The sequence below is a fragment of the Streptomyces narbonensis genome (assembly GCF_014649015.1).
Lineage (GTDB): Bacteria > Actinomycetota > Actinomycetes > Streptomycetales > Streptomycetaceae > Streptomyces > Streptomyces narbonensis.
Genome location: NZ_BMSF01000001.1, coordinates 188,282 through 206,372, shown reverse-complemented (window position 1 = coordinate 206,372; position 18,091 = coordinate 188,282). Strand labels below are relative to the sequence as shown.

Annotated in this window: 16 protein-coding genes and 1 tRNA gene; 9 read left to right on the top strand and 8 right to left on the bottom strand. The window is 74.4% G+C overall.

What is annotated here, in order from left to right; genetic code table 11:
• Window positions 1–48: 48 nt before the first annotated feature.
• From IE124_RS00915 to IE124_RS00900, 4 genes are all read right to left on the bottom strand, one after another.
• Window positions 49–2,706, bottom strand: coding sequence for a cellulose binding domain-containing protein (locus tag IE124_RS00915; RefSeq protein ID WP_189503749.1), 2,658 nt, complete (start codon window positions 2,704–2,706; stop codon window positions 49–51).
• A 248-nt stretch (window positions 2,707–2,954) separates the two neighbouring features.
• A complete protein-coding gene (locus IE124_RS00910; RefSeq protein ID WP_189503747.1) occupies window positions 2,955–4,493 on the bottom strand; it encodes a glycoside hydrolase family 18 protein in 1,539 nt (512 codons plus the stop codon).
• A 163-nt stretch (window positions 4,494–4,656) separates the two neighbouring features.
• Complete coding sequence (locus tag IE124_RS00905) at window positions 4,657–6,069, bottom strand: HAMP domain-containing sensor histidine kinase (protein WP_189503745.1); 1,413 nt, start codon at window positions 6,067–6,069, stop codon at window positions 4,657–4,659.
• Window positions 6,066–6,767: a response regulator transcription factor gene (locus IE124_RS00900; RefSeq protein ID WP_055604237.1), complete on the bottom strand. Its 702-nt coding sequence runs from the start codon at window positions 6,765–6,767 to the stop codon at window positions 6,066–6,068. Before IE124_RS00900 ends, IE124_RS00905 begins: the two co-directional genes overlap by 4 nt.
• A gap of 87 nt (window positions 6,768–6,854) precedes the next feature.
• Here IE124_RS00900 and IE124_RS00895 point away from each other — a divergent pair, with 87 nt between their 5' ends.
• Window positions 6,855–7,460, top strand: coding sequence for a hypothetical protein (locus IE124_RS00895; RefSeq protein ID WP_189503743.1), 606 nt, complete (start codon window positions 6,855–6,857; stop codon window positions 7,458–7,460).
• Window positions 7,461–7,467: 7 nt separating this feature from the next.
• On the opposite strand, the gene IE124_RS00890 is transcribed toward IE124_RS00895, so the two are convergent.
• Window positions 7,468–8,334 (bottom strand): spermidine synthase, encoded by an 867-nt coding sequence (locus IE124_RS00890; RefSeq protein WP_189503741.1) that lies wholly within the window; start codon window positions 8,332–8,334, stop codon window positions 7,468–7,470.
• 33 nt (window positions 8,335–8,367) lie between these two features.
• Complete coding sequence (locus tag IE124_RS00885) at window positions 8,368–8,811, bottom strand: hypothetical protein (RefSeq protein ID WP_189503739.1); 444 nt, start codon at window positions 8,809–8,811, stop codon at window positions 8,368–8,370.
• A gap of 225 nt (window positions 8,812–9,036) precedes the next feature.
• On the opposite strand from IE124_RS00885, the gene IE124_RS00880 reads away from it, so the two are divergent.
• Window positions 9,037–10,323, top strand: a complete 1,287-nt coding sequence (locus IE124_RS00880) for an NsdA family TPR-like regulatory protein (RefSeq protein ID WP_189503737.1) — start codon at window positions 9,037–9,039, stop codon at window positions 10,321–10,323.
• 114 nt (window positions 10,324–10,437) lie between these two features.
• Here IE124_RS00880 and IE124_RS00875 read toward each other — a convergent pair whose 3' ends face one another.
• Window positions 10,438–11,040, bottom strand: a complete 603-nt coding sequence (locus IE124_RS00875) for a histidine phosphatase family protein (protein WP_189503735.1) — start codon at window positions 11,038–11,040, stop codon at window positions 10,438–10,440.
• Window positions 11,041–11,190: 150 nt separating this feature from the next.
• On the opposite strand from IE124_RS00875, the gene IE124_RS00870 reads away from it, so the two are divergent.
• Genes IE124_RS00870 through IE124_RS00860 form a run of 3 tightly spaced genes read left to right on the top strand, consistent with a single transcriptional unit; the run spans window position 11,191 to window position 15,280 of the window.
• Window positions 11,191–12,339 carry a hypothetical protein gene (locus IE124_RS00870; protein ID WP_189503733.1) on the top strand — a complete coding sequence of 383 codons (1,149 nt, stop codon included), beginning with the start codon at window positions 11,191–11,193 and terminating at the stop codon, window positions 12,337–12,339.
• Window positions 12,330–13,940, top strand: a complete 1,611-nt coding sequence (locus tag IE124_RS00865) for a hypothetical protein (protein WP_189503731.1) — start codon at window positions 12,330–12,332, stop codon at window positions 13,938–13,940. The genes IE124_RS00870 and IE124_RS00865 overlap by 10 nt, the downstream gene beginning before the upstream one ends.
• Window positions 13,937–15,280 (top strand): AAA domain-containing protein, encoded by a 1,344-nt coding sequence (locus IE124_RS00860; protein ID WP_189503729.1) that lies wholly within the window; start codon window positions 13,937–13,939, stop codon window positions 15,278–15,280. Before IE124_RS00865 ends, IE124_RS00860 begins: the two co-directional genes overlap by 4 nt.
• A gap of 30 nt (window positions 15,281–15,310) precedes the next feature.
• Here IE124_RS00860 and IE124_RS00855 read toward each other — a convergent pair whose 3' ends face one another.
• Window positions 15,311–15,904 (bottom strand): peroxiredoxin-like family protein, encoded by a 594-nt coding sequence (locus tag IE124_RS00855; protein WP_370468720.1) that lies wholly within the window; start codon window positions 15,902–15,904, stop codon window positions 15,311–15,313.
• A gap of 71 nt (window positions 15,905–15,975) precedes the next feature.
• Between IE124_RS00855 and IE124_RS00850 the strand changes: the two genes are divergently transcribed.
• The 4 genes from IE124_RS00850 (at window position 15,976) to IE124_RS00835 (ending at window position 18,032) form a co-directional block, all read left to right on the top strand.
• The gene (locus IE124_RS00850) at window positions 15,976–16,590 is read left to right on the top strand and encodes a TetR/AcrR family transcriptional regulator C-terminal domain-containing protein (RefSeq protein ID WP_189503727.1); all 615 of its coding nucleotides are present in this window, start codon (window positions 15,976–15,978) and stop codon (window positions 16,588–16,590) included.
• A 134-nt stretch (window positions 16,591–16,724) separates the two neighbouring features.
• On the top strand, window positions 16,725–17,081 hold the full coding sequence (locus IE124_RS00845) for a DUF8844 domain-containing protein (protein ID WP_189503725.1): 357 nt from the start codon (window positions 16,725–16,727) through the stop codon (window positions 17,079–17,081).
• Between the two features lie 257 nt (window positions 17,082–17,338).
• The gene (locus tag IE124_RS00840; protein WP_189503723.1) at window positions 17,339–17,968 is read left to right on the top strand and encodes a hypothetical protein; all 630 of its coding nucleotides are present in this window, start codon (window positions 17,339–17,341) and stop codon (window positions 17,966–17,968) included.
• A tRNA-Lys gene (locus IE124_RS00835) sits at window positions 17,959–18,032 on the top strand. The genes IE124_RS00840 and IE124_RS00835 overlap by 10 nt, the downstream gene beginning before the upstream one ends.
• Window positions 18,033–18,091 lie beyond the last annotated feature (59 nt).

Below are 18,091 nucleotides of genomic sequence, written 5' to 3'. Positions count from 1 at the left end.
TGTCGGCGGCGGTCGCGGGTGTGGTGGCGAGGACCGCGCCCGCGGCGATCAGGCGACGGAGCACGTCGCACCTCCGAGGGTGAAGGCGGCGGGTACGGGGTTGGTGCCGGTCCAGGCGCCGGTGAAGCCGAAGGAGGCTGAGGCGCCGGCGGCGACGGTGCCGTTCCAGCCGGCGTTCCGGGCGGTGACGGTGGTGCCGGACTGGGTCGGGGCCGCGTTCCACATCTGGCCGATCCGCTGCCCGGCGGGGTACTCCCAGCCGAGGGCCCAGCCAGTCCAGGCGGTGGTGGAGGTGTTGGTCAGGGTGACGTCGGCCTGGAAGCCGCCCTGCCACTGGTTGGTGACCTTGTAGGCGACCTTGCAGGCGCCGGTGGGGGCGGGCGGGTCCGTGGGGTCGGTGCCGCCGTCTCCGCCGCCGGTCTCCGCCGTGTCGCCGTAGATGATGCCGCGGCCGTTGGTGGAGACGTACACGCGGCCGTAGACCCGGGGGTCGCCGGTGATCGCACCGCCGGTCCAGCCCCACTGGTGGGCGTCGTCGTTGATCCGGACCCAGCTCGCGCCCGCGTCGGTGGAGCGGAAGATGCCGCGGACGCCGCCGATCTTCGCGCTGGTGTAGAGCGTGGGGTAGGACGCTCCGGGGGCGGCCTTGCCGAAGCCGACGGTGTCGGCCTGCTCGACGCCGGAGACGCGGGTGAAGCCGGCGCCGCCGTCGGTGGAGCGCCAGAGGCCGTACGTGGAGTCGGCGGCGCCGCCGGCGAACCAGATGTCGCCCTTCTTGCCGGGGACGGCCTTGAAGCGGGCGTTGCCCTTGGCGGGGAGGCCGCCGGCGCGGGCGGTGAAGGTCGCGCCGCCGTCCGTGCTGGCGTAGAAGGTGCCGTCCTTGAAGCCGTAGAAGGTCTTCGGGTCGACGCGGTCGGACTCGACCGTGGCGCCGGCGGGGATGCCGGTGGAGGCGGTCCAGGCGCCTCCGGTACCGGTGTGGACTCCGGTGCCGTCCGGGCTCCAGACGAAGCGGCTGCCGTCGGCGGAGACGGCGACGGTGCCACCGCCGGTGACGCCCGCGGGCTCCTGTCCGGCGGACCAGTTGGCGCCGTTGTCGGTGGAGAAGGCGACGCGGGGGCCGCCGTCGAGGTGGCCGGCCCGCACGACGGTGTCCGGCTTGGTCTCCGCGAAGTCGACGCTGGTGGTGGAGGTGAAGTTGGGGCCGGTGAACATCATCGAGGGGACCTTGGTGAGGTCCGTGTGCCGGAAGCCGCCGATGTCGCCGAGGGCGCTGATCAGCGGGGCGCCGGAGGGCGGCGAGGCGAGGTCCAGGACCGCGGTCTCCTCAAGTCCCTTCACCATGGGGCGGATGGTGAAGTTCGTGCCCGTGTCCCACTTGGCGAGCTCGGTGGTGCCGTAGATCGTGGCCCCGGTGCCGTACATCATGCGGTTCGAGTCGAAGGGGTCGATCTCCAGGGCCTCGGTCATCCAGCCGAGTTTCGGGGTCTGTTCGGGCGCGGTGGGACTGGCGCCCCAGGTGAGCCAGGGCGCGGAGGAGACGTCCATCGTGTAGCGGTTGGCGCGGGTGGGGTATGCCGTGTAGTCCCAGGCCTTGGTCCAGGTGGAGCCGGAGTCGGTGGAGCGGAAGATCTGGGTGTCCGGCCACCAGGCGCTGTAGGCGGAGACCATGACCGTGCCGGGCTTCTGCCGGTCGACGGTGAGGCCGCTGAAGCCGTGGAAGGTGTCGGCCTCGGCGACGGGGCTGATGTTCTTCCACTCGCCGGTGGCGGTGGCGTACCGCCAGACCTGTCCCTTGCCGCCGTCGTACGGACCGGCCGTGTCGCTGTACGCGAGGTAGAGGTGGCCGTTCTCGGCGTCGAGGACGCCCTTGTGCGCGAGGTAGCCGGTGGGCTGGCCGGGGAGGCGGGTCCAGGTGGCGCCGGCGTCGGTGGAGCGGTAGACGGCGTTCTCCTTGTCGCCCACGCCGACGTAGATCGTGCCGGTCGCCGTGCCGGGGGTGCCCGTGGACTCGTCGAAGGTGACCCAGACGATGCCCTGTTCGTCGGAGTTGTAGCCGCTCGTGTCGGTGGGGTCCTGCTGGTGGTTGCCCGGGTTGGTGAAGGAGGTGACCTTCGCCCAGGTGGCGCCGGAGTCGGTGGAGCGCCACAGGCCGTTGCCGCTGGGGGCGCCGAGGTAGAGGACGCTGTTCTTGTGCGGGTCGACGGCGAGGCGTTCGCCCATGCCGCGGCCCGGCATGTTGCCGCCGAGCTTGAAGGGGAGGTCGGCGCGCTGCCAGGTGGCGCCCCGGTCGGCGGAGCGGAGGACGGCGCCGTTTCCGGGGTCCCAGTCGTTCGTGTACGTGCCGACCGCCGCGTACACCCGGTCCGGGTCGACGGTGTCGGAAGCGAGGCCGACGACTCCGGTGTGGCCCCAGTGGTCCCAGTCGACGGAGTCGAGGAGCGGGGTCCAGGAGGTGGTGGACTGGTTCCAGCGGTAGACGCCACCGATGTCGGTGCGGGCGTAGACGAGGTCTTTCTCGGCCCGGTTGAAGACGATGCCGGGAACGAAGCCGCCGCCGTCGATGCGGACGTTCTTCCAGGTGTACGAAGGTGCCGCCGCGGCCGTGGATACGGGCGTCGCCGGGGCCGCGGTCGCGGGGACCGCTCCCGCGAGGAGGCCCGCGGTGAGGGCGAGCCCCGCGAGGAGGTGGCGTGTTCTGCGCATGGGTATCCCGTCGAAGATTGAATGGGAGCGCTCCCACTATTGAGTCGGGGTCAGAACACGGTCAAGGTCCGGGAGTCGTCGAAGACGTTCGACGACACGGGGGTGGGGACTGGTGCGTGCGGCCGGCACATCGTGGGCGGTGCGATGCGGGGTGCGGTGAAGGGGCAGGCCGGACGGGGAAGCGCGCCCCGGCCGGGGTGGGGTGTCTCGGCCGGGGCGCGCGCTGTGGGGGGACTGGGGTGAGCGGCCTACTTGTAGGCGGCGAAGGCCTTGGTGAAGGCCAGGGGCGCCTGGAGGATCGACGAGCAGGTCGCGTCGGCGTGGTTCACGGCGCCGGCCGCGCACTGCCTGTCACGGGTCGAGGACCACATCGAGAGCCAGCCGATCCCCTTCGACCGCGCGAAGTCCACGAGCTGCGTGGCGTCGTCGACCTTGAAGATCTCGCTGGTGACGTCGTTGACGCCGATCATCGGGGTGACGGCGACGGCCTTCCAGGCGGCCGCGTCGGAGAGCCCGAGGACCCCCTTGACCTGAGCCTGGGTCGCGGTCGCGGCCTGGATCGCGTAGGTGCCCATGTCCGCGCTGTACGCCGGGCCGTAATCCATCGCCATGATGTTGACGGCGTCGACGCGGACCCCGTTCTTCTTCGCGTCGGCGAGCAGCGCCACGCCCGGCTGCGTCAGGCCCTCGGGCATGACGGGCAGGGTGAAGGAGACGTTGAGGCCGGGGTGGGTCTTCTGGAGCTGGGCGATGGCCTGCGAGCGGCGGGTGTTGGCGGCGGTGTCCGGCAGGGCGGCGCCCTCGACGTCGAAGTCGACCTTGGTCAGCTTGTACTGGTCGATGACCTTGCCGTAGGCGGCGGCGAGCGCCGAGGAGGACGAGCAGTTCAGCGCCAGCTCGTGGCCGGCGGCGCCGCCGAAGGAGACGCGGACGTCACCGCCCTTGGCGCGCAGGGTGCCGATCTGGGCCGCGACCTTGTCGCCGGCGAGGTCGGTGACCCCTCCCCAGAGCGGGGCGCAGGAGCCGCCGGAGGTGATGAAGGCGAGGTTGAACTCCTTCACGCCGGTGGCGTCGGCGGTCGCGAGCAGGTCGTACGTCGGGTAGAGCGAGGTGTCGACGTACGGGGCGTACTTGGCGGCTCCGACGGGGGCGCCGGTCGCGGTCGCCGTGGGGGTCGGGGCGGGGGTGGTCGGCGCCGTGGTGGGGGTGGGCTTCGTGGTGGCCGTCGGGGTCGGCTTCACCGTCGCGGTCGCCGTGGCGGTGGGGGTGGGCTTCGTGGTGGCCGTCGCCGAGGGGGAGGCGGTGGCGGTGGGCTGCTCGGTGGGGCGGCCGCTGGGGGTGGGGGCGGGGCCTCCGGCCGAGCAGGCGGCCTTGTTGATGAGGCAGCCGGTCGGGTCGCCCGCGGTGCCCGCGGCGGAGGTCACGAAGCCGACGGTGACGGACTGGCCGGGGCCGAGCTGTCTGTTCCAGCTCGCGGGCTTCACGGTGACGTGGCCGCCGGAGACGGTGTGCTCGCCGTTCCAGAGGGAGCCGATGGTCGTCCCGGCCGGGAGGTCGAACTCCAGGGTCCAGTCGGACTGGGCGGTGCTCGTCTCGTTGGTGACGACGTACTGGCCGGTGTAGCCGCCGGTCCAGGCGCTGGTGCGGGTGTACGCGGCGCCGACGGCGGCGGCCTGCGCGGTCCCGCCGAGCGCGAAGGCGACGCCGCCGACGATCGCCGCCGCGACGACGGCTCCGACGGCCTTGGTCCTGGTGCTCGCCCTGCGCCGGTGCGAACTGCTGCCCATCGCGTGCCTGCCTCTGTGTGCCGGGTGTGGGGGTGTGATGCGGCAGCACGCTAGCGACTGGGAAACGGACAAAAGGCCATGAGCGGACGGGGGTTGGGATTCTTAGGCTCCACTTAAGGAAGGCATCGGAACCAGGAAAGGTTCACACCGCAGGGGACTCCGCTCAGGCGTCCGCGGCGCGCCGGGTGCCCGTGCCGCCGCCCCGGCGACGGCGGGCCGGGCGGTGACCGCGGCGGCCGGCCGTGGCGCCCGAGCGGCGCCCGTCGAGCCCGATCCAGACGCGGACCTCGGTGCCTCCGAGGACGGAGTGACCGATGGCGACGTCGCCCCCGGTGGCCTCCGCCATCCGCCGCACGATGTCCAGGCCCAGGCCCGTGGAGCCGGGCCTGGCGCCGCTGTTGCCGCGGGCCAGGGCGGCGGCGGGGTCGGCGATGCCGGCGCCCGCGTCGGAGACGAGGACGATGACGGCGTCGTCGCCGTTGTGGACGTCGATGGAGAAGGCGGTGCCCTCGGGGGTGTGCCGGAAGACGTTGCCGAGCAGGGCGTCGAGGGCGGCGACGAGTTCGGGGCGGGCCACCGGGATGCGTACGGGACGCTCGATGCCCGCGACCCGGACCCGCCGGCCCTCGTCCTCGGCGAGCGCCGACCAGAAGTCCATGCGCGCCCGGACCACCTCGGCGGCGTCGCAGCCGGCGCCGGGACCGGTCGCCTGGGTCTGCGGCTTCGCCTCCCGGGCCGTGCGGATGATGATGTCGACCTCGCGCTCCAGCTGTTCGACGGCGGCCCGGGTCTGTTCGGCGGCGGGTCCTGAGCCGAGCGAGGCCGCGTTGAGCCGCAGCACGGTCAGCGGGGTGCGGAGCCGGTGGGAGAGGTCGGCGGCGAGCTCGCGCTCGTTGGCGAGGAGTTGGACGACCTGGTCGGCCATCGAGTTGAAGGCGACGGCCGCCGACTTGAGCTCCGGCGGGCCCTCCTCGGGCACGCGCGCGCCGAGCCGGCCCTCGCCGAGGTCGTGGGCGGCGCCCGCGAGTCGCTGGGCGGGCCGGACCATGCGGACGCCGAGCCGGTCGGCGACGGCGACGGAGCCGACGATGAGGGCGATGCCGACACCGGCCAGGACGAGCCAGGCGGTGGCGACGCCGTTGCTGACCTCGCCCTCGGGGACGAAGAGTTCGACGACGGCGACCTGGCCGCTGCTGAGCGCGGTGGGCTGGAGCAGCGCGAAGCCGCCGGGCACCTCGGCGATGGAGGCCCGGCCGAGCCTGCGGGTGGCCGCGAGCTCCTCGGCGCCGGCCCTGCGGGTGCCGATCTCCAGGGCCGCTCCGCCCGGTTCGGCGGCGGGCACGTGGACGGCGAGCCGGCCGGCGGCCCCGTCCTCGGTGGTGGCGACGGCCTTGTCCAGTTCCTGGCGGTCGGTGGTGATCGCGAGGACGGGGGCGAGGCCGGCGGCCCGTCGTTCGGCGTTGGAGAAGGCCCGGTCGCGGGCCATCTCCTTGACGACGAGCCCGAGGGGTACGGCGAAGGCGACGACGACCATCACGGTGACGGCCAGGGACACCTTGACGAGCGCCCACCTCACGGCTGCGGCTCCCGGGGCGGCTCCAGCTTCACGCCCACCCCGCGCAGGGTGTGCAGATAGCGGGGCCGGGCGGCGGTTTCGCCCAACTTCCGCCGCAGCCATGACAAATGTACGTCGATGGTCTGGTCGTCCCCGTAGGACTGCTGCCACACCTCGGCGAGCAGCTCCTTGCGCGGGACGACCACGCCGGGCCGCCCGGCCAGGAAGGCGAGCAGGTCGAACTCGCGCCGCGTGAGGTCCAAGGGCGCCCCGTCCAGCTCCGCCTGACGGCGCAGCGGATCGACGGTGAGGCCACCGACCCGGATGACGCGGGGCGGCGGTGCCTCGCCCGCGCCGGACCGCGCCCGGCGCAGGACGGCCGCCATGCGGGCCGAGAGGTGGTCCACCGAGAAGGGCTTCACGAGGTAGTCGTCCGCGCCGGCGTGGAGGAGCCGTACGATCTCGGCCTCGTCGTCCCGGGCGGTCGCGATGATCACCGGTACGTCGGTGATTCCGCGCAGCATCTTGAGCGCCTCGGACCCGTCCAGATCGGGCAGTCCGAGGTCGAGGATGACCACGTCGAAACGGAAATGGGCGACCTCGCGCAACGCCTCCAGGGCCGTCCCGACGCTCCGTACCGTATGGGAGGCCTCGGAGAGCCGGCGGATGAGGGCGGAGCGCACGAACTGGTCGTCCTCGACCACGAGCACACTTGCCATGGGCCGCACCGTACGCCATTCGGGGGAACGGGCGAGCAACCTCCACCCTCTCGAGAGGCCCCGTGCCGGGTGGTGCACTATGGCCCGGTGCGAAGAGGACTCGTTCACGCCCTGGCCTGGTCGCTCGCCACCGGCGCGGCGGTCACCCTGTCCTGGTGGGGAGTGCACACGGTGCTGTCCGGGACCGTCTACGACCCGCCGCTCGCCGTGCCCCTCCCGGCCGGCACCACCGAGGACGCGCCGGTCGGCGCGGGCGGCGATCCGCTGACCTCCTCGACGCACCGGCCCGCGACCCCCAAGACCTCGCCGTCGCCCCGGACGTCCGCGCCGGACGAGGAGCGCACGGCCTCCGCGTCCCCCTCCTCGTCGCCCGCCACGACCCCCGCCGACCGGCCGGAGTCCACGACGACGGCGCCCGCCACCACCACGGCCCCGCCCACCACGGCCCCCGTGTCCGCCCCGCCGTCCTCCGTGAAGAGCTACACGGTCGACGGCGGCCGGGTCACCTTCGACCTCGGCGAGACCTCGGCCGAGTTGGTCTCGGCGATCCCCGCGTCCGGCTGGCAGATGCAGGTGTGGAAGCAGCCGACCTGGATCCGGGTGACCTTCACCAAGGACGGCCGCGAGCTGTCGGTCTTCTGCGTGTGGCACGACACCGCGCCCCGCGTGGAGATCGAGGACCGCGCGACCTGAGGGTCGCTCAGCGGAAGACGGACGCGGGCGGTGCGGGCGAGGGCTTGGCGCTCGCGTCGGTGACCGGGGCCGCGCCGCCCGCGAAGTCGGCGAGCTCCTTGCCGTGCTCCACCCGGCCCGGGTGCGGATCGGTCGCGACCCGGCGGGTCAGCTCGGCCACCGGCAGCTCGCGGTCGGAGGCGAGCAGCACCGCGTTCCCGAAGCGGCGGCCGCGCAGCACCGTGGGGTCGGCGGTCAGGGCCAGTTCGGGGAAGACGGCGGCGGCCGTGGCTATCTGGCCGCGGAGATGGGTCAGGGGCGGGCCGTCGGCCAGGTTCGCCGCGTAGAAGCCGCCGGGCCGCAGGACGCGCCGGACCTCGCCGAGGAACTCGGTGCTGGTCAGATGGGCCGGGGTACGGGCCCCGCTGAACACGTCGGCGATGACGAGGTCCGCCCAGCCGTCCTGCACCTTGGCGAGTCCCTCCCGGGCGTCGACGGAGCGGACGCGGATCCGGGCCCCGGGGTCGAGCGGCAGCTCACGGCGGACGAACTGGACCAGCGGGCCGTCGAGCTCGACGACCTGCTGGGTGGAGCGGGCGCGGGTCGCGGCGACGTAGCGGGCGAGGGTGAAGGCGCCGCCGCCGAGGTGCAGGACCTGGAGCGGCTTGTTCGGCGGGGCGGCGAGATCGGCGATGTGCCCGAGGCGCCGCTGGTACTCGAAGGAGAGGTGGGCCGGATCGTCCAGGTCGACGTGCGACTGCGGGGCGCCGTCGATGAGCAGTGTCCAGGCGCGCGGACGCTCCCGGTCGGGTACGAGTTCGGCGAGCCCGCCGTCGACGGTCTCGACGACGGCGGCGGCCGAGGCCGCCCGGTCGCGCTGTCTGTTCCTGGCCACGGCCCCATTATCCGGGCATGCCGGGTGGGGGGCTCAGTGGCAGCCGTCGGCCGCCTCGATGAGCCGGGCCGCCTCGCCGAGCGCCTGGCGCAGCACCGCCGGGTCGGTGACGGGGTCGGTGTCCCCCGGCGGCAGCAGCCAGCCGGCGGGGCGGGGGGTGTCACCGGTCGGTTCGGGGAGTTCCGGCAGCTCGGGGAGGCGGAGTCCGCGCCCCGAGGTGCGCGTACACGCGCTGCCCGGCATGTCCCAGGCCGCGGCCGTGCCCGGCGGGACGAGGAAGCCCAGGGTGTCGCAGGCGCCGTCGTGCACCACCGGGCCGACGGCCGGGGTGCTGCCGCGGCGCAGGATGTCGACGGCCTCCAGGCCCTGGCGGGCCGGCACGGTCACCAGGTCCCAGGGCTCGGCGGGGGGCTGGGGGGCGCCGCCGTCCGGGGCGGGCGCGTGCCACGTGGCCGACTGCGAACCGATCTCCGACATGGGGACCCCTCCTCGCTCCTGAGGAGACACGTTCCGTCTCTCCCTTACGGTTCAACGCCCGTGCGCGTCAACGGCTACGGCGGCATGCCGCTGCAAAGGATGGCAGTTCATGGCAGATCACAGGCGAGATATCCGATTTGTAGCCAAACTCAGCGTACGCATCCGGTCACAGCAGGTACGTTCTTGCCGCCGGACCACCCGGCAGCACCAGGAGAGGGCTCGGCCATGGCGATGTCACGGGCAGTTCCCAATCTCGCCTTCCGCCGGCTCCGCGGACAGCACTCGCCGGCGGAGTTCGCCGCGGCTGTCCGCCGGGCGGCGCGGGAGATCGGCGAACAGGTCGCGTGCGACGCCCGCTACATCGGGCGCGTGGAAGCGGGCGAGATCCGCTGCCCCAACTACGCGTACGAGCGGGTCTTCCTGCACATGTTCCCCGGACTCGGCCTCTCCGACCTGGGCTTCTCCGCGCGGGAGACGGTGCGCGGCCGGCGGCAGGGCGCCCCGGCCGGGGCCTCGCCTCCCGCCGCGATCACGACCCGGAACGATGAGGAGAGCGACGTGCTGCGTCGCGCATTCATGACGAGCGGCTCCGCCACCCTGGCGGTCGCCTCTCTGGGACTCGGCGGCCCCGCCGTCGCGATCCCCGCCCCCCGCGGCACCCACAGGATCGGCGAGACCGAGGTCCGGGCCGTCGAGGAGGCCGTACGGCAGATCCGTCTGCTCGACGACCGGCACGGCGCCGACGGGCTCTACAAGGTGGCCGCCCAGCCGCTCCGTACCGCTTACGCGCTGCTCGACACGGGGAGCATGACCCGCCGGTCCACCGAGGACCGGCTGCACGCGGGCGCCGGCGAGCTGTCCCTCTCCGTCGGCTGGCTCGCCCACGACTCGGGCCGTCACGAGGACGCGCGCTCGCACTACGCCGAGGCCCTCGCCACCGCGCGGGTCTCGGGGAACGCGGCCCTGGAGGCGCACGCCTTCTGCAACACCTCGTTCCTGGCCCGGGACACCGGCCGGTACCGCGAGGCGGTCCGGGCGGCGCAGGCGGGGCTGCGGGCCGCGCAGCCCCTCGACTCGGCCCGGCTGCTCTCGCTGCTCTCGCTGCGGGAGGCCGCCGCGTGGGCGGGGCTCGGCGACCGGTCCGCCTGCGACCAGGCCCTCGGCCGCGCCCACGCGCACTTCGACCGGGGGCCGTCCGAGGGCGACCCCGAGTGGATGTCGTTCTTCGGCGAGCCCGAGCGGGAGGCCCTGGAGGCCCAGTGCTGGGCGGCCCTCGGCGAGTGGGGACGCGCCGCCCGCCACGCCCACCGGGCCACGGTCCTGCAGAATCCGTACTTCGCCCGGAACCTCGCGCTCTACCGCGCCCATCTGGCCCGGGACCTGGCGCACGCGGGGCGCCCGGACGAGGCGGCGGCGGAGGCGAAGCGCGTCGCGGAGTCGCTCGACGGCATCGCCTCGGCCCGGATCCGCGGGATGCTCGCCGAGACGGGCCGGGTCCTCGCCGCGTACTGACGGGTCGGCCCCGCGTACTGACGGGTCGGCCACGCGGCGGGGCGGGTTCGCGACGCGGCGGGGCGGGTTCGCGGCGCGGCCCGACGGGTCCCCGCATGCGGGCCGCTCGGACGATCAGGCGTCCTGCTCCATGTGACCGGTGTCGTTCCAGCGCTCGATCGCCGGTGCGCCGTACGCCCAGCCGAGGACCGAGAGGCTCGTCGGGTCGAGGCGGATGCGGGAGGCGTACGAGACGTCCTCGCCGAGCCAGCGCGCGCCGATCGAGCGCAGGATGTGGCCGTGGGCGAAGACCAGGACGTCACGGTCGGCCGACCGGGCCCACTCCACGATCTCGTCGGCGCGGGCCGACAGCTCCGCCATGGACTCGCCCTCGGGGACGCCGTCGCGCCAGATCAGCCAGCCGGGACGGATCGCGTGGATCTGGGCCGGGGTCATGCCCTCGTACGCCCCGTAGTCCCACTCCATCAGCGCGTCCCACGGCTCGGCGCGCTCGGCGAAGCCGGCGAGGGCGCAGGTCTCGCTCGCGCGGACCAGCGGGCTGGTGCGCACCTCCACGTCGGGCAGGCCCTGCCAGGGGCCACGGTGCAGCCGCTCGCCGAGCAGCTTCGCGCCGCGCCGGCCCTCGTCGAGCAGGGGGATGTCGGTCCTGCCGGTGTGCCGGCCGCTGAGCGACCACTCGGTCTGGCCGTGCCGGGCGAGCAGGATGCGCGGTGCCATGGGAAGGATTCTCCAGGGGTTCACGTGTTCACGGTGCGGGCGTGCGGGACGTGCGGGACGTGCCTCTTCCCATCATCACCCACGCGAATTCGGGGTGACGTCCGGGCGACTCCGGGACGGTTGTCAGTGGCGGATGCGAGACTTCCGCGGGTGAGCGCATCCCTGGACAGCGGTCTGCCACGACCGTCGCAGACGACGACACTTCGGCAGCGATTGGGGGAGCTGCGCGGACCGGGCACGGCGCCGCGCGCCCTCGACGCGCGGGCGCTCGCGGCGCTCGCCGCCAATCCCGGCTGCCGCCGCCGGGCGCTGCTGGACGGCGCCGGGGTCGACAAGGCGGCGCTCGCGTCGAGGCTGGGCTCCCCCGCGCCGTTCGGCCAGTCGCAGTTCGCGATCATGCGGGGCAACTCCTTCGAGGCGAAGGTCAAGGCGGACGGCGGCCGTGAGCTGCTGCGCCTGCTCGGCGTCGAGGAGCCCGGCGCGGTCTCCGTGCCCGATCTCGCCGCGGCCGGACCCCAGGGCCGGACGGCCCGCACGGCGCTCGCGCTGCGGGAGGCGACCGCGGCCGGGACGTGGACGCTGCTCGACCATCCACTGGTGGCCCTGGAGGTGGCCGGCTCCCCGGTCTATCTGGAGCCGGACGCGGTGGTGGTCTCCCCTGACGGGCGGTGGACGGTCGTCGAGATCAAGTCCTTCCCGATGATCGACGGCGCCGCCGACGCGTCGAAGGTGGGCGCGGCGGCCCGGCAGTCAGCCGTGTACGTCCTCGCGCTCGAACGGACGGCGGCGGTGACCGAGGGCGCGACGGTGGCGCACTCGGTGCTCCTCGTCTGCCCGAAGGACTTCTCGAACGTGCCGACCGCCTCGGTCGTGGACGTGCGCAAGCAGCGGTCGGTGACCCGGCGGCAGCTGGCCCGGCTGATCCGGATCGAGGAGATCGCGGACGCCCTGCCGGAGGGGACGACCTTCGACGTGGAGGGGTGCTCGTCGGCCGAGCTGACGGAGGCCGTGGAGTCCGTGCCCCACGCGTACGCGCCGGAGTGCCTGGCCGCCTGCGAGCTGGCCTTCCACTGCCGGGCGCGGGCCCGGGAGGCGGGCGCGGTGGAGACCCTGGGCCGGGCGGTGCGAGGCGAGCTGGGCGGCCTGACGACGGTCGACGCGGTCCTGGCGGCGGCGCGCGGCGAGGCGGGTGATCCGGAGGATCCGGCGGTGGCGGCCCTGCGCCGGGCGCGGGCCATGCGCCAGGAGGCGCTGGACCGGGCGTCGGCGCCGTCCGAGGAGGCCGGGGCATGTCGCTGATCTCCGCGCTCGCCCGGATGGAGGCCGTCGAGTCGGGGCGCGCCCAGCCGCTGGCCACCGTCCGGCACCGGCACGTCTCCGCGCGGCCGCTCGTCCTCGTACCGCTGACGACCGCGGGTGAGGCGGGTGCTCCGCTGGGGGCGCTCGTCGGCACCGACGCCGAGGCGCCCCGGCTCCTGGTGGTGACGCAGCCCCGGGACCGGGACCTGCGGTTCTCGTTCCTCGCCGACCTGGCGGAGGAGGTCCTGCCGTACGTCGACTCGTTCACGGACGTCGTGGAGGCGGCGGAGCGGAGCGAGGTCGACCCGGAGACCGGCAAGAAGGTGAAGGTCGAGGTCGAGCTGTGCGCCGACGCGCCGCAGCTGATCGTGCCGAGCCGGGCGGGCATCGAGTACGTACGGCTGCTCGGGCGGTCGACGCGGTTCCGGCGGACGGCCGAGCAGGACCCGGAGACGCCGTTCCCGGCGCCGCCGCGCGTGCCGCTGCTCGGGCGCTGGCTGACGCACTACGGCGACCGTGCCCTCGTCCCCGGCTCCTCGCTGCTGCTCGCGGCGACGGACCTGCTCAACCGGCACTGGGCGACCGGCCAGTCCTCTCTGGAGGACCAGCACCTGGGTGCGCTGCTCGCCTGGATCGACCCTCGGGACGGGGAGTCGGGGCCCGAGGGGGCGCTGCGGGCCGAGGTGGGTCGGGACGAGCGGGGGCAGCTGCTGTGCCCGCCGGCCGGGCCGGCCACCGACCCGGCCTTCGACAACCGGCTCCTGGCGCCGGCGATCGAGCGGTACGACCGGGCCCGGCTGGCGCTGGGCGCGGCCGAGGACGGCGAGGCGGCCGACGCGGGCCTCGGTGAGCTGCACCGGGCCGAGCGGGAGGTCCGGCGGCTCGTGGCCTCGCAGCTGAAGCCCACCTGGGACGCCGTCTGGCGGGCGCTCGGCCTGCTGCGGGAGCTGCCGGTGGGCGCCAGGGTCGAGGACCGCTGGACCCGGGACCGCTGGTCGTTCACCGGCCACCGGGACCGTGTGGTGGCCGGTGAGCCGCCGCAGCCGCGCCGGGACGACGTGATCGCGGCCGCGTCGAAGCTCGCGAACCGCGAGCGGGCGCAGGGGCAGCTGGAGGCGCAGGAGGCCCTCGACGACCCGCTGGTCCTGGCGGCGCGGCGGCTCGCGGGCGAGGCGTTCGCGGCGGAGGTGGCCGAGGTGGCGATGGCGTACACGGAGAAGAACCGTCCCCGCCCGCTGCTCACGGTCCGTACGGAGGACCGGCCGCACCTCGCGGAGAAGGCGAAGGTGTTCCGCTCGCTCGACGGGAAGCCGCAGGCGGCGGAGTTCGTGCGGTACGAGGAGGACGGCTCGCTGGTGCTGCGGCTCCTCGACCGGATGGGCCGGTCGAAGGAGCCCGCGGCGGGCTCGGTGCCGGAGAAGGGCGAGCGGATCTCCTGGACGCTGTTCGAGCACGAGCAGCGGGTCGGGCCGAAGCTGCCGGAGCCGGAGGACACGCCCTGGACGCACGGCGGCCCGCCTGCCCCCGGCTCCGCCGGGGGGACCCCCAGGACGGACGCCGTGGAACTGCCCGACGCCGTGACCCCCGAGGACGTGCTGTGACGATTCCCGAGCCGCGTTTCGATCCGTCGGCCGAGGCCGGCCGGGCGACCGACGGCATCCTGGCGGACACCCTGCACGGCACCTCGCGGGGTGTCGTCGTGGACTCCCCACCGGGCGCCGGGAAGTCGACCCTGGTCGTCCGGGCCGCTCTCGAACTGGCCGCCGCCGGGCGCCCCCTGATGGTCGTCGCGCAGACGAACGCGCAGGTGGACGACCTGGTGCTGCGGCTCGCCGAGAAGGAGCCCGGTCTGGAGGTGGGGCGGCTGCACTCGAGCGACAGCGACGCGTACGACAAGGCGCTCGACGACCTGGCCAACGTACGGAAGTCGGCGAAGCCCGGCGAGCTGACGGGGCTGCCGGTCGTCCTCTCCACCTCCGCCAAGTGGGCGCACGTGAAGAACGTCGAGCCGTGGGCGCACGCGATCGTCGACGAGGCCTACCAGATGCGCTCGGATTCGCTCCTCGCCGTGGCGGGGCTGTTCGAGCGGGCGCTGTTCGTGGGCGACCCCGGTCAGCTCGACCCCTTCTCGGTGGTGGGCGCCGAGCAGTGGGCGGGGCTCTCGTACGACCCGTCGGCGAGCGCGGTCTCCACGCTGCTCGCGCACAATCCGGAGCTTCCGCAGCACCGGCTGCCGGTGTCCTGGCGCCTGCCCGCCTCGGCGGCGCCGCTGGTCTCGGACGCCTTCTACCCGTACACCCCGTTCCGCAGTGGCACCGGGCCCGGGGACCGGAAGCTCTCCTTCTCGGTGGCGTCGGACGGTTCGGGTCCCGACCGGGTCCTCGACGAGGCGGCGGAGTCGGGCTGGGGGCTGCTCGAACTGCCGGCCCGCACGACCCCGCGCACCGACCCGGAGGCGGTCGGCGCGGTCGCCCTGGTCGTCCGGCGGCTCCTGGACCGGGGCGGTGCCGCGGTCTCGGAGCGCTCGGAGACCCCCGCGCCCCTGACGCCCGACCGGGTCGCGGTCGGCACCGCCCACCGCGACCAGGCGGCGGCGGTGCGGGCGGCGCTCGCGCGGCTCGGCGTGACGGGCGTGACGGTGGACACCGCGAACCGGCTCCAGGGGCGCGAGTACGACGTCACGGTCGTCCTCCATCCGCTGTCCGGCCGCCCGGACGCGACCGCCTTCCACCTGGAGACGGGCCGGCTGTGCGTGCTGGCCTCCCGGCACCGGCACGCCTGCATCGTGGTCTGCCGCGCGGGCGTCGCGGACCTGCTCGACGAGCACCCGTCGACGGAGCCGGTGCGGCTGGGCGCGGCGGTGTCGTTCCCCGACGGCTGGGAGGCCAACCACGCGGTCCTCTCCCACCTGGCGGAGCACCGGGTTCCGTGGCGGCCGTAGGGACCCTGGCCGTTCGCTCGGAGCACCGGGTCAGCCGGACGCCCTGAGCTCCGCCGCCCGGGCGAGGAGTTCGTCGACCGACCACTGGTCGTAGACGTGCTCGCCGTACTTCACGGCGGCGACGCGGCCGTCGGGGGTGATCAGGAAGTCGGCGGGGAGGCCCAGCCGGCCGGCGGGCTGGGAGGCGGCCGGCAGTCGGCCCCGGCCCCGCAGCAGCTCGCGGACGCCGCCGAGCACGGACCCGACGATCGCGGGCCAGCCACGCGGATCGAGCAGGGCGCGGCGGTGGGCCTCCACGCCGAACTCGGCGTAGAGCACCTTGTCGGGGTCCGCGACGACGGCGAACGGCAGCTCCGCCACGTGCTCGCGGAGCTCGTCGGCGGGCGAGTGGAAGAACACCACCTCCCGGATCCCCGCCCGTTCGATCTCCTCGTGCCGTCGGACCACCGACCGCAGATGGAGGTTGCAGACGGGGCAGCCCGCGAAGCGCCGGAACTGCACGTGGGTGACCCGCTCGGGGTCGGGCAGCGTCAGCGGGGCGCCCAGCACCGGGGCCAGGGCGCGGGTGGGGACGCGGGTACCGGGCGCCAGTCGGGCGCCGGGCAGGGTCTGGGGCATGCGCATGGGGCACCGTCCTCGTAGGCGTACGGCGTACTCCTAACAGCGTAGGCGTAGGGCGTACGCTGTCAACCGCCATGCCACGACCCCGCTCCCTCACCCCGGACCGACTGGCCGCCTCGGCCCTCGCCGTCATCGACCGCGACGGACTCGGCGCCCTCTCCATGCGCACCGTCGCCAAGGAACTCGGCATGAGCCCCATGGGGCTCTACCGCTACGTCGCCGACCGCGAGGAGCTCGAAGGACTCGTGGTCGACCGCGTCCTGGGGGCCGTCGACACCAGCCCACCCGCCCCGGACGCCCCCTGGCGGGAACGGATCGAGGTCATGACCAGGCGACTGCGCGAGGCCATCGCCCGCCACCCGGAGGCCATCACCCTGACCCTCACCCACCGGCACCGCTCCCCCGGCGGACTCCGCTGGTCGGAGACCGTGCTCGGCCTCCTCGCCGAGGCGGGGATCGACGGCGCCCGGCGGGTCGTCGCCCTGCGCGCGCTCCACGGGTACATCACCGGCGCGATACAGCTCGAACACCTCGGACCGCTGTCCGGAGCCGGCACGTCGGTGATCGCCGCACTCCCCGAGGACCGCTTCCCGCATCTGACGGAGACGGCCCGGACCGCCGCCGAGGTCGACCCCGACCAGGAGTTCTTCGGGGGACTGCGGCTGCTCCTGCGCGGCATCGAGGACTGAGCCGCGCCCCGCCAAACCGGGGCCCGGATGCGGAGCCGGGGCGCGCGGCGGAGGCTTCGCGCTCTTGCGCGGCGCGGGACAATGGAAAGCGGCCCGGGATCCCGGGCCGTGCCTGTGCGAGGAGGAGACGAACGATGGCGGAACCCGCGGAGCGGAGCGGACAGCGACAGCTGCGGCCGGCGCCACTGGTCTTCGAGCCTGCCGAGGCGACCGCCGATCCGGAGCACTTCTTCGACCTGGAGTCGATAGAGGACCCGCGCGAGCTGCTGGCCCGGGCGACGGAGCTGACGCTCGCGTTCCGTGCGGCGACGGACCGCGCGACGGAGTTCCAGGCGATCGCGGCTGCGCAGCTGGCGGACCCGCGCCGGTTCGACCGGCTGACGGCGGCGGATGTCGCCGAACGGGCGGAGTGGACCGAGGACTACGCCCTGAAGATGATCGAGTTCGGCCGCGGGCTGATCCGGACGAACGGGCGCCCCGCGGAGGAGTAGGACGGCCAGGGGGCTTGTCCGGGGGGCTTGTCCGGGAGGCTTGTCCGGGAGGCTTGTCCGGGAGGCCGGCCGAGGGGCCTGCCCGGGGGCGCTTGTCCGGGAGGGCGGCCCGGGGGTGTGTCCGGGGGCGCGAGGCGGCGCGTCGCGCCGCGTCCCATGGCATATGCGGGGCGCACGATACTCCTCGCTCATGCCCCTTGTCCGGGATTCCGGCAACTCTCGGAAACCGGCCCGTCACGCCCGGTAGATCTGGACGCATGACGACCTGGCTGCGCGACGAGACCCCGCACGACATCTTCCGCTTCCTGCGGGAGGGTGACGAGGGCCGGCACCAGACGGCCCACGTGACCGCCGACGGGGCGGCCTGGCTCGCCTCGGCCGCCGGGGGCCGCCCCGGAGCGGCGCTCACCCGCTGGGAGGCCAGCCCGGCCTCGCCCGCGGCACTGCCGTGCGGGACCGTCTTCGACGTCGTCAACGTGGACCCGGTCTTCGGGCGCCGGATCCTGGACCGGCTGTGGGAGGAGGGCCCGGGCTCCGGGCCCGTCGCGGTGCACCGGGGCCGGATGATGCTGTTCACCGCGCCCGGGACGGCCCAGCGCCTGCCGGCGCTGCTCGACTGGGAGGAGTGGGGCGACGCCGTCCCCCGGCCGCTCTGTCACGGCGTCGGGGACGCGGTGACCGTGCCGCCGCTCACCCCCGCCGGCTCCTCCGGCCCCCGCTGGCTGGTGGCCCCCGACACGCGGAACCCCTGGCTGCCCGGCCCCGAGGTCGTGCTCTGGGCCTGCGTGCGGGCCGTCCGGGCGGCCGCCACCCCCGACGTGCGGGTATCGATTTTTCCTCCCGCCGATCCGGGTGCTAATGTCTACGACGTCAGCAGGCGCCGCTAGCTCAGTTGGTTAGAGCAGCTGACTCTTAATCAGCGGGTCCGGGGTTCGAGTCCCTGGCGGCGCACAGACGGAAGAAGCCCCTCGCGGAAGCGGGGGGCTTCTTCGTGCGCGCGATCAGGTGCC

Excerpts from the sequence above, each read along its gene's own strand:
- IE124_RS00915 (WP_189503749.1), bottom strand. The coding sequence starts at position 2,706 with ATGCGCAGAACACGCCACCTCCTCGCGGGGCTCGCCCTCACCGCGGGC.
- IE124_RS00910 (WP_189503747.1), bottom strand. The coding sequence starts at position 4,493 with ATGGGCAGCAGTTCGCACCGGCGCAGGGCGAGCACCAGGACCAAGGCC.
- IE124_RS00900 (WP_055604237.1), bottom strand. The coding sequence starts at position 6,767 with ATGGCAAGTGTGCTCGTGGTCGAGGACGACCAGTTCGTGCGCTCCGCC.
- IE124_RS00885 (WP_189503739.1), bottom strand. The coding sequence starts at position 8,811 with ATGTCGGAGATCGGTTCGCAGTCGGCCACGTGGCACGCGCCCGCCCCG.
- IE124_RS00880 (WP_189503737.1), top strand. The coding sequence starts at position 9,037 with ATGGCGATGTCACGGGCAGTTCCCAATCTCGCCTTCCGCCGGCTCCGC.
- IE124_RS00875 (WP_189503735.1), bottom strand. The coding sequence starts at position 11,040 with ATGGCACCGCGCATCCTGCTCGCCCGGCACGGCCAGACCGAGTGGTCG.
- IE124_RS00865 (WP_189503731.1), top strand. The coding sequence starts at position 12,330 with ATGTCGCTGATCTCCGCGCTCGCCCGGATGGAGGCCGTCGAGTCGGGG.
- IE124_RS00855 (WP_370468720.1), bottom strand. The coding sequence starts at position 15,904 with ATGCGCATGCCCCAGACCCTGCCCGGCGCCCGACTGGCGCCCGGTACC.
- IE124_RS00850 (WP_189503727.1), top strand. The coding sequence starts at position 15,976 with ATGCCACGACCCCGCTCCCTCACCCCGGACCGACTGGCCGCCTCGGCC.
- IE124_RS00845 (WP_189503725.1), top strand. The coding sequence starts at position 16,725 with ATGGCGGAACCCGCGGAGCGGAGCGGACAGCGACAGCTGCGGCCGGCG.
- IE124_RS00840 (WP_189503723.1), top strand. The coding sequence starts at position 17,339 with ATGACGACCTGGCTGCGCGACGAGACCCCGCACGACATCTTCCGCTTC.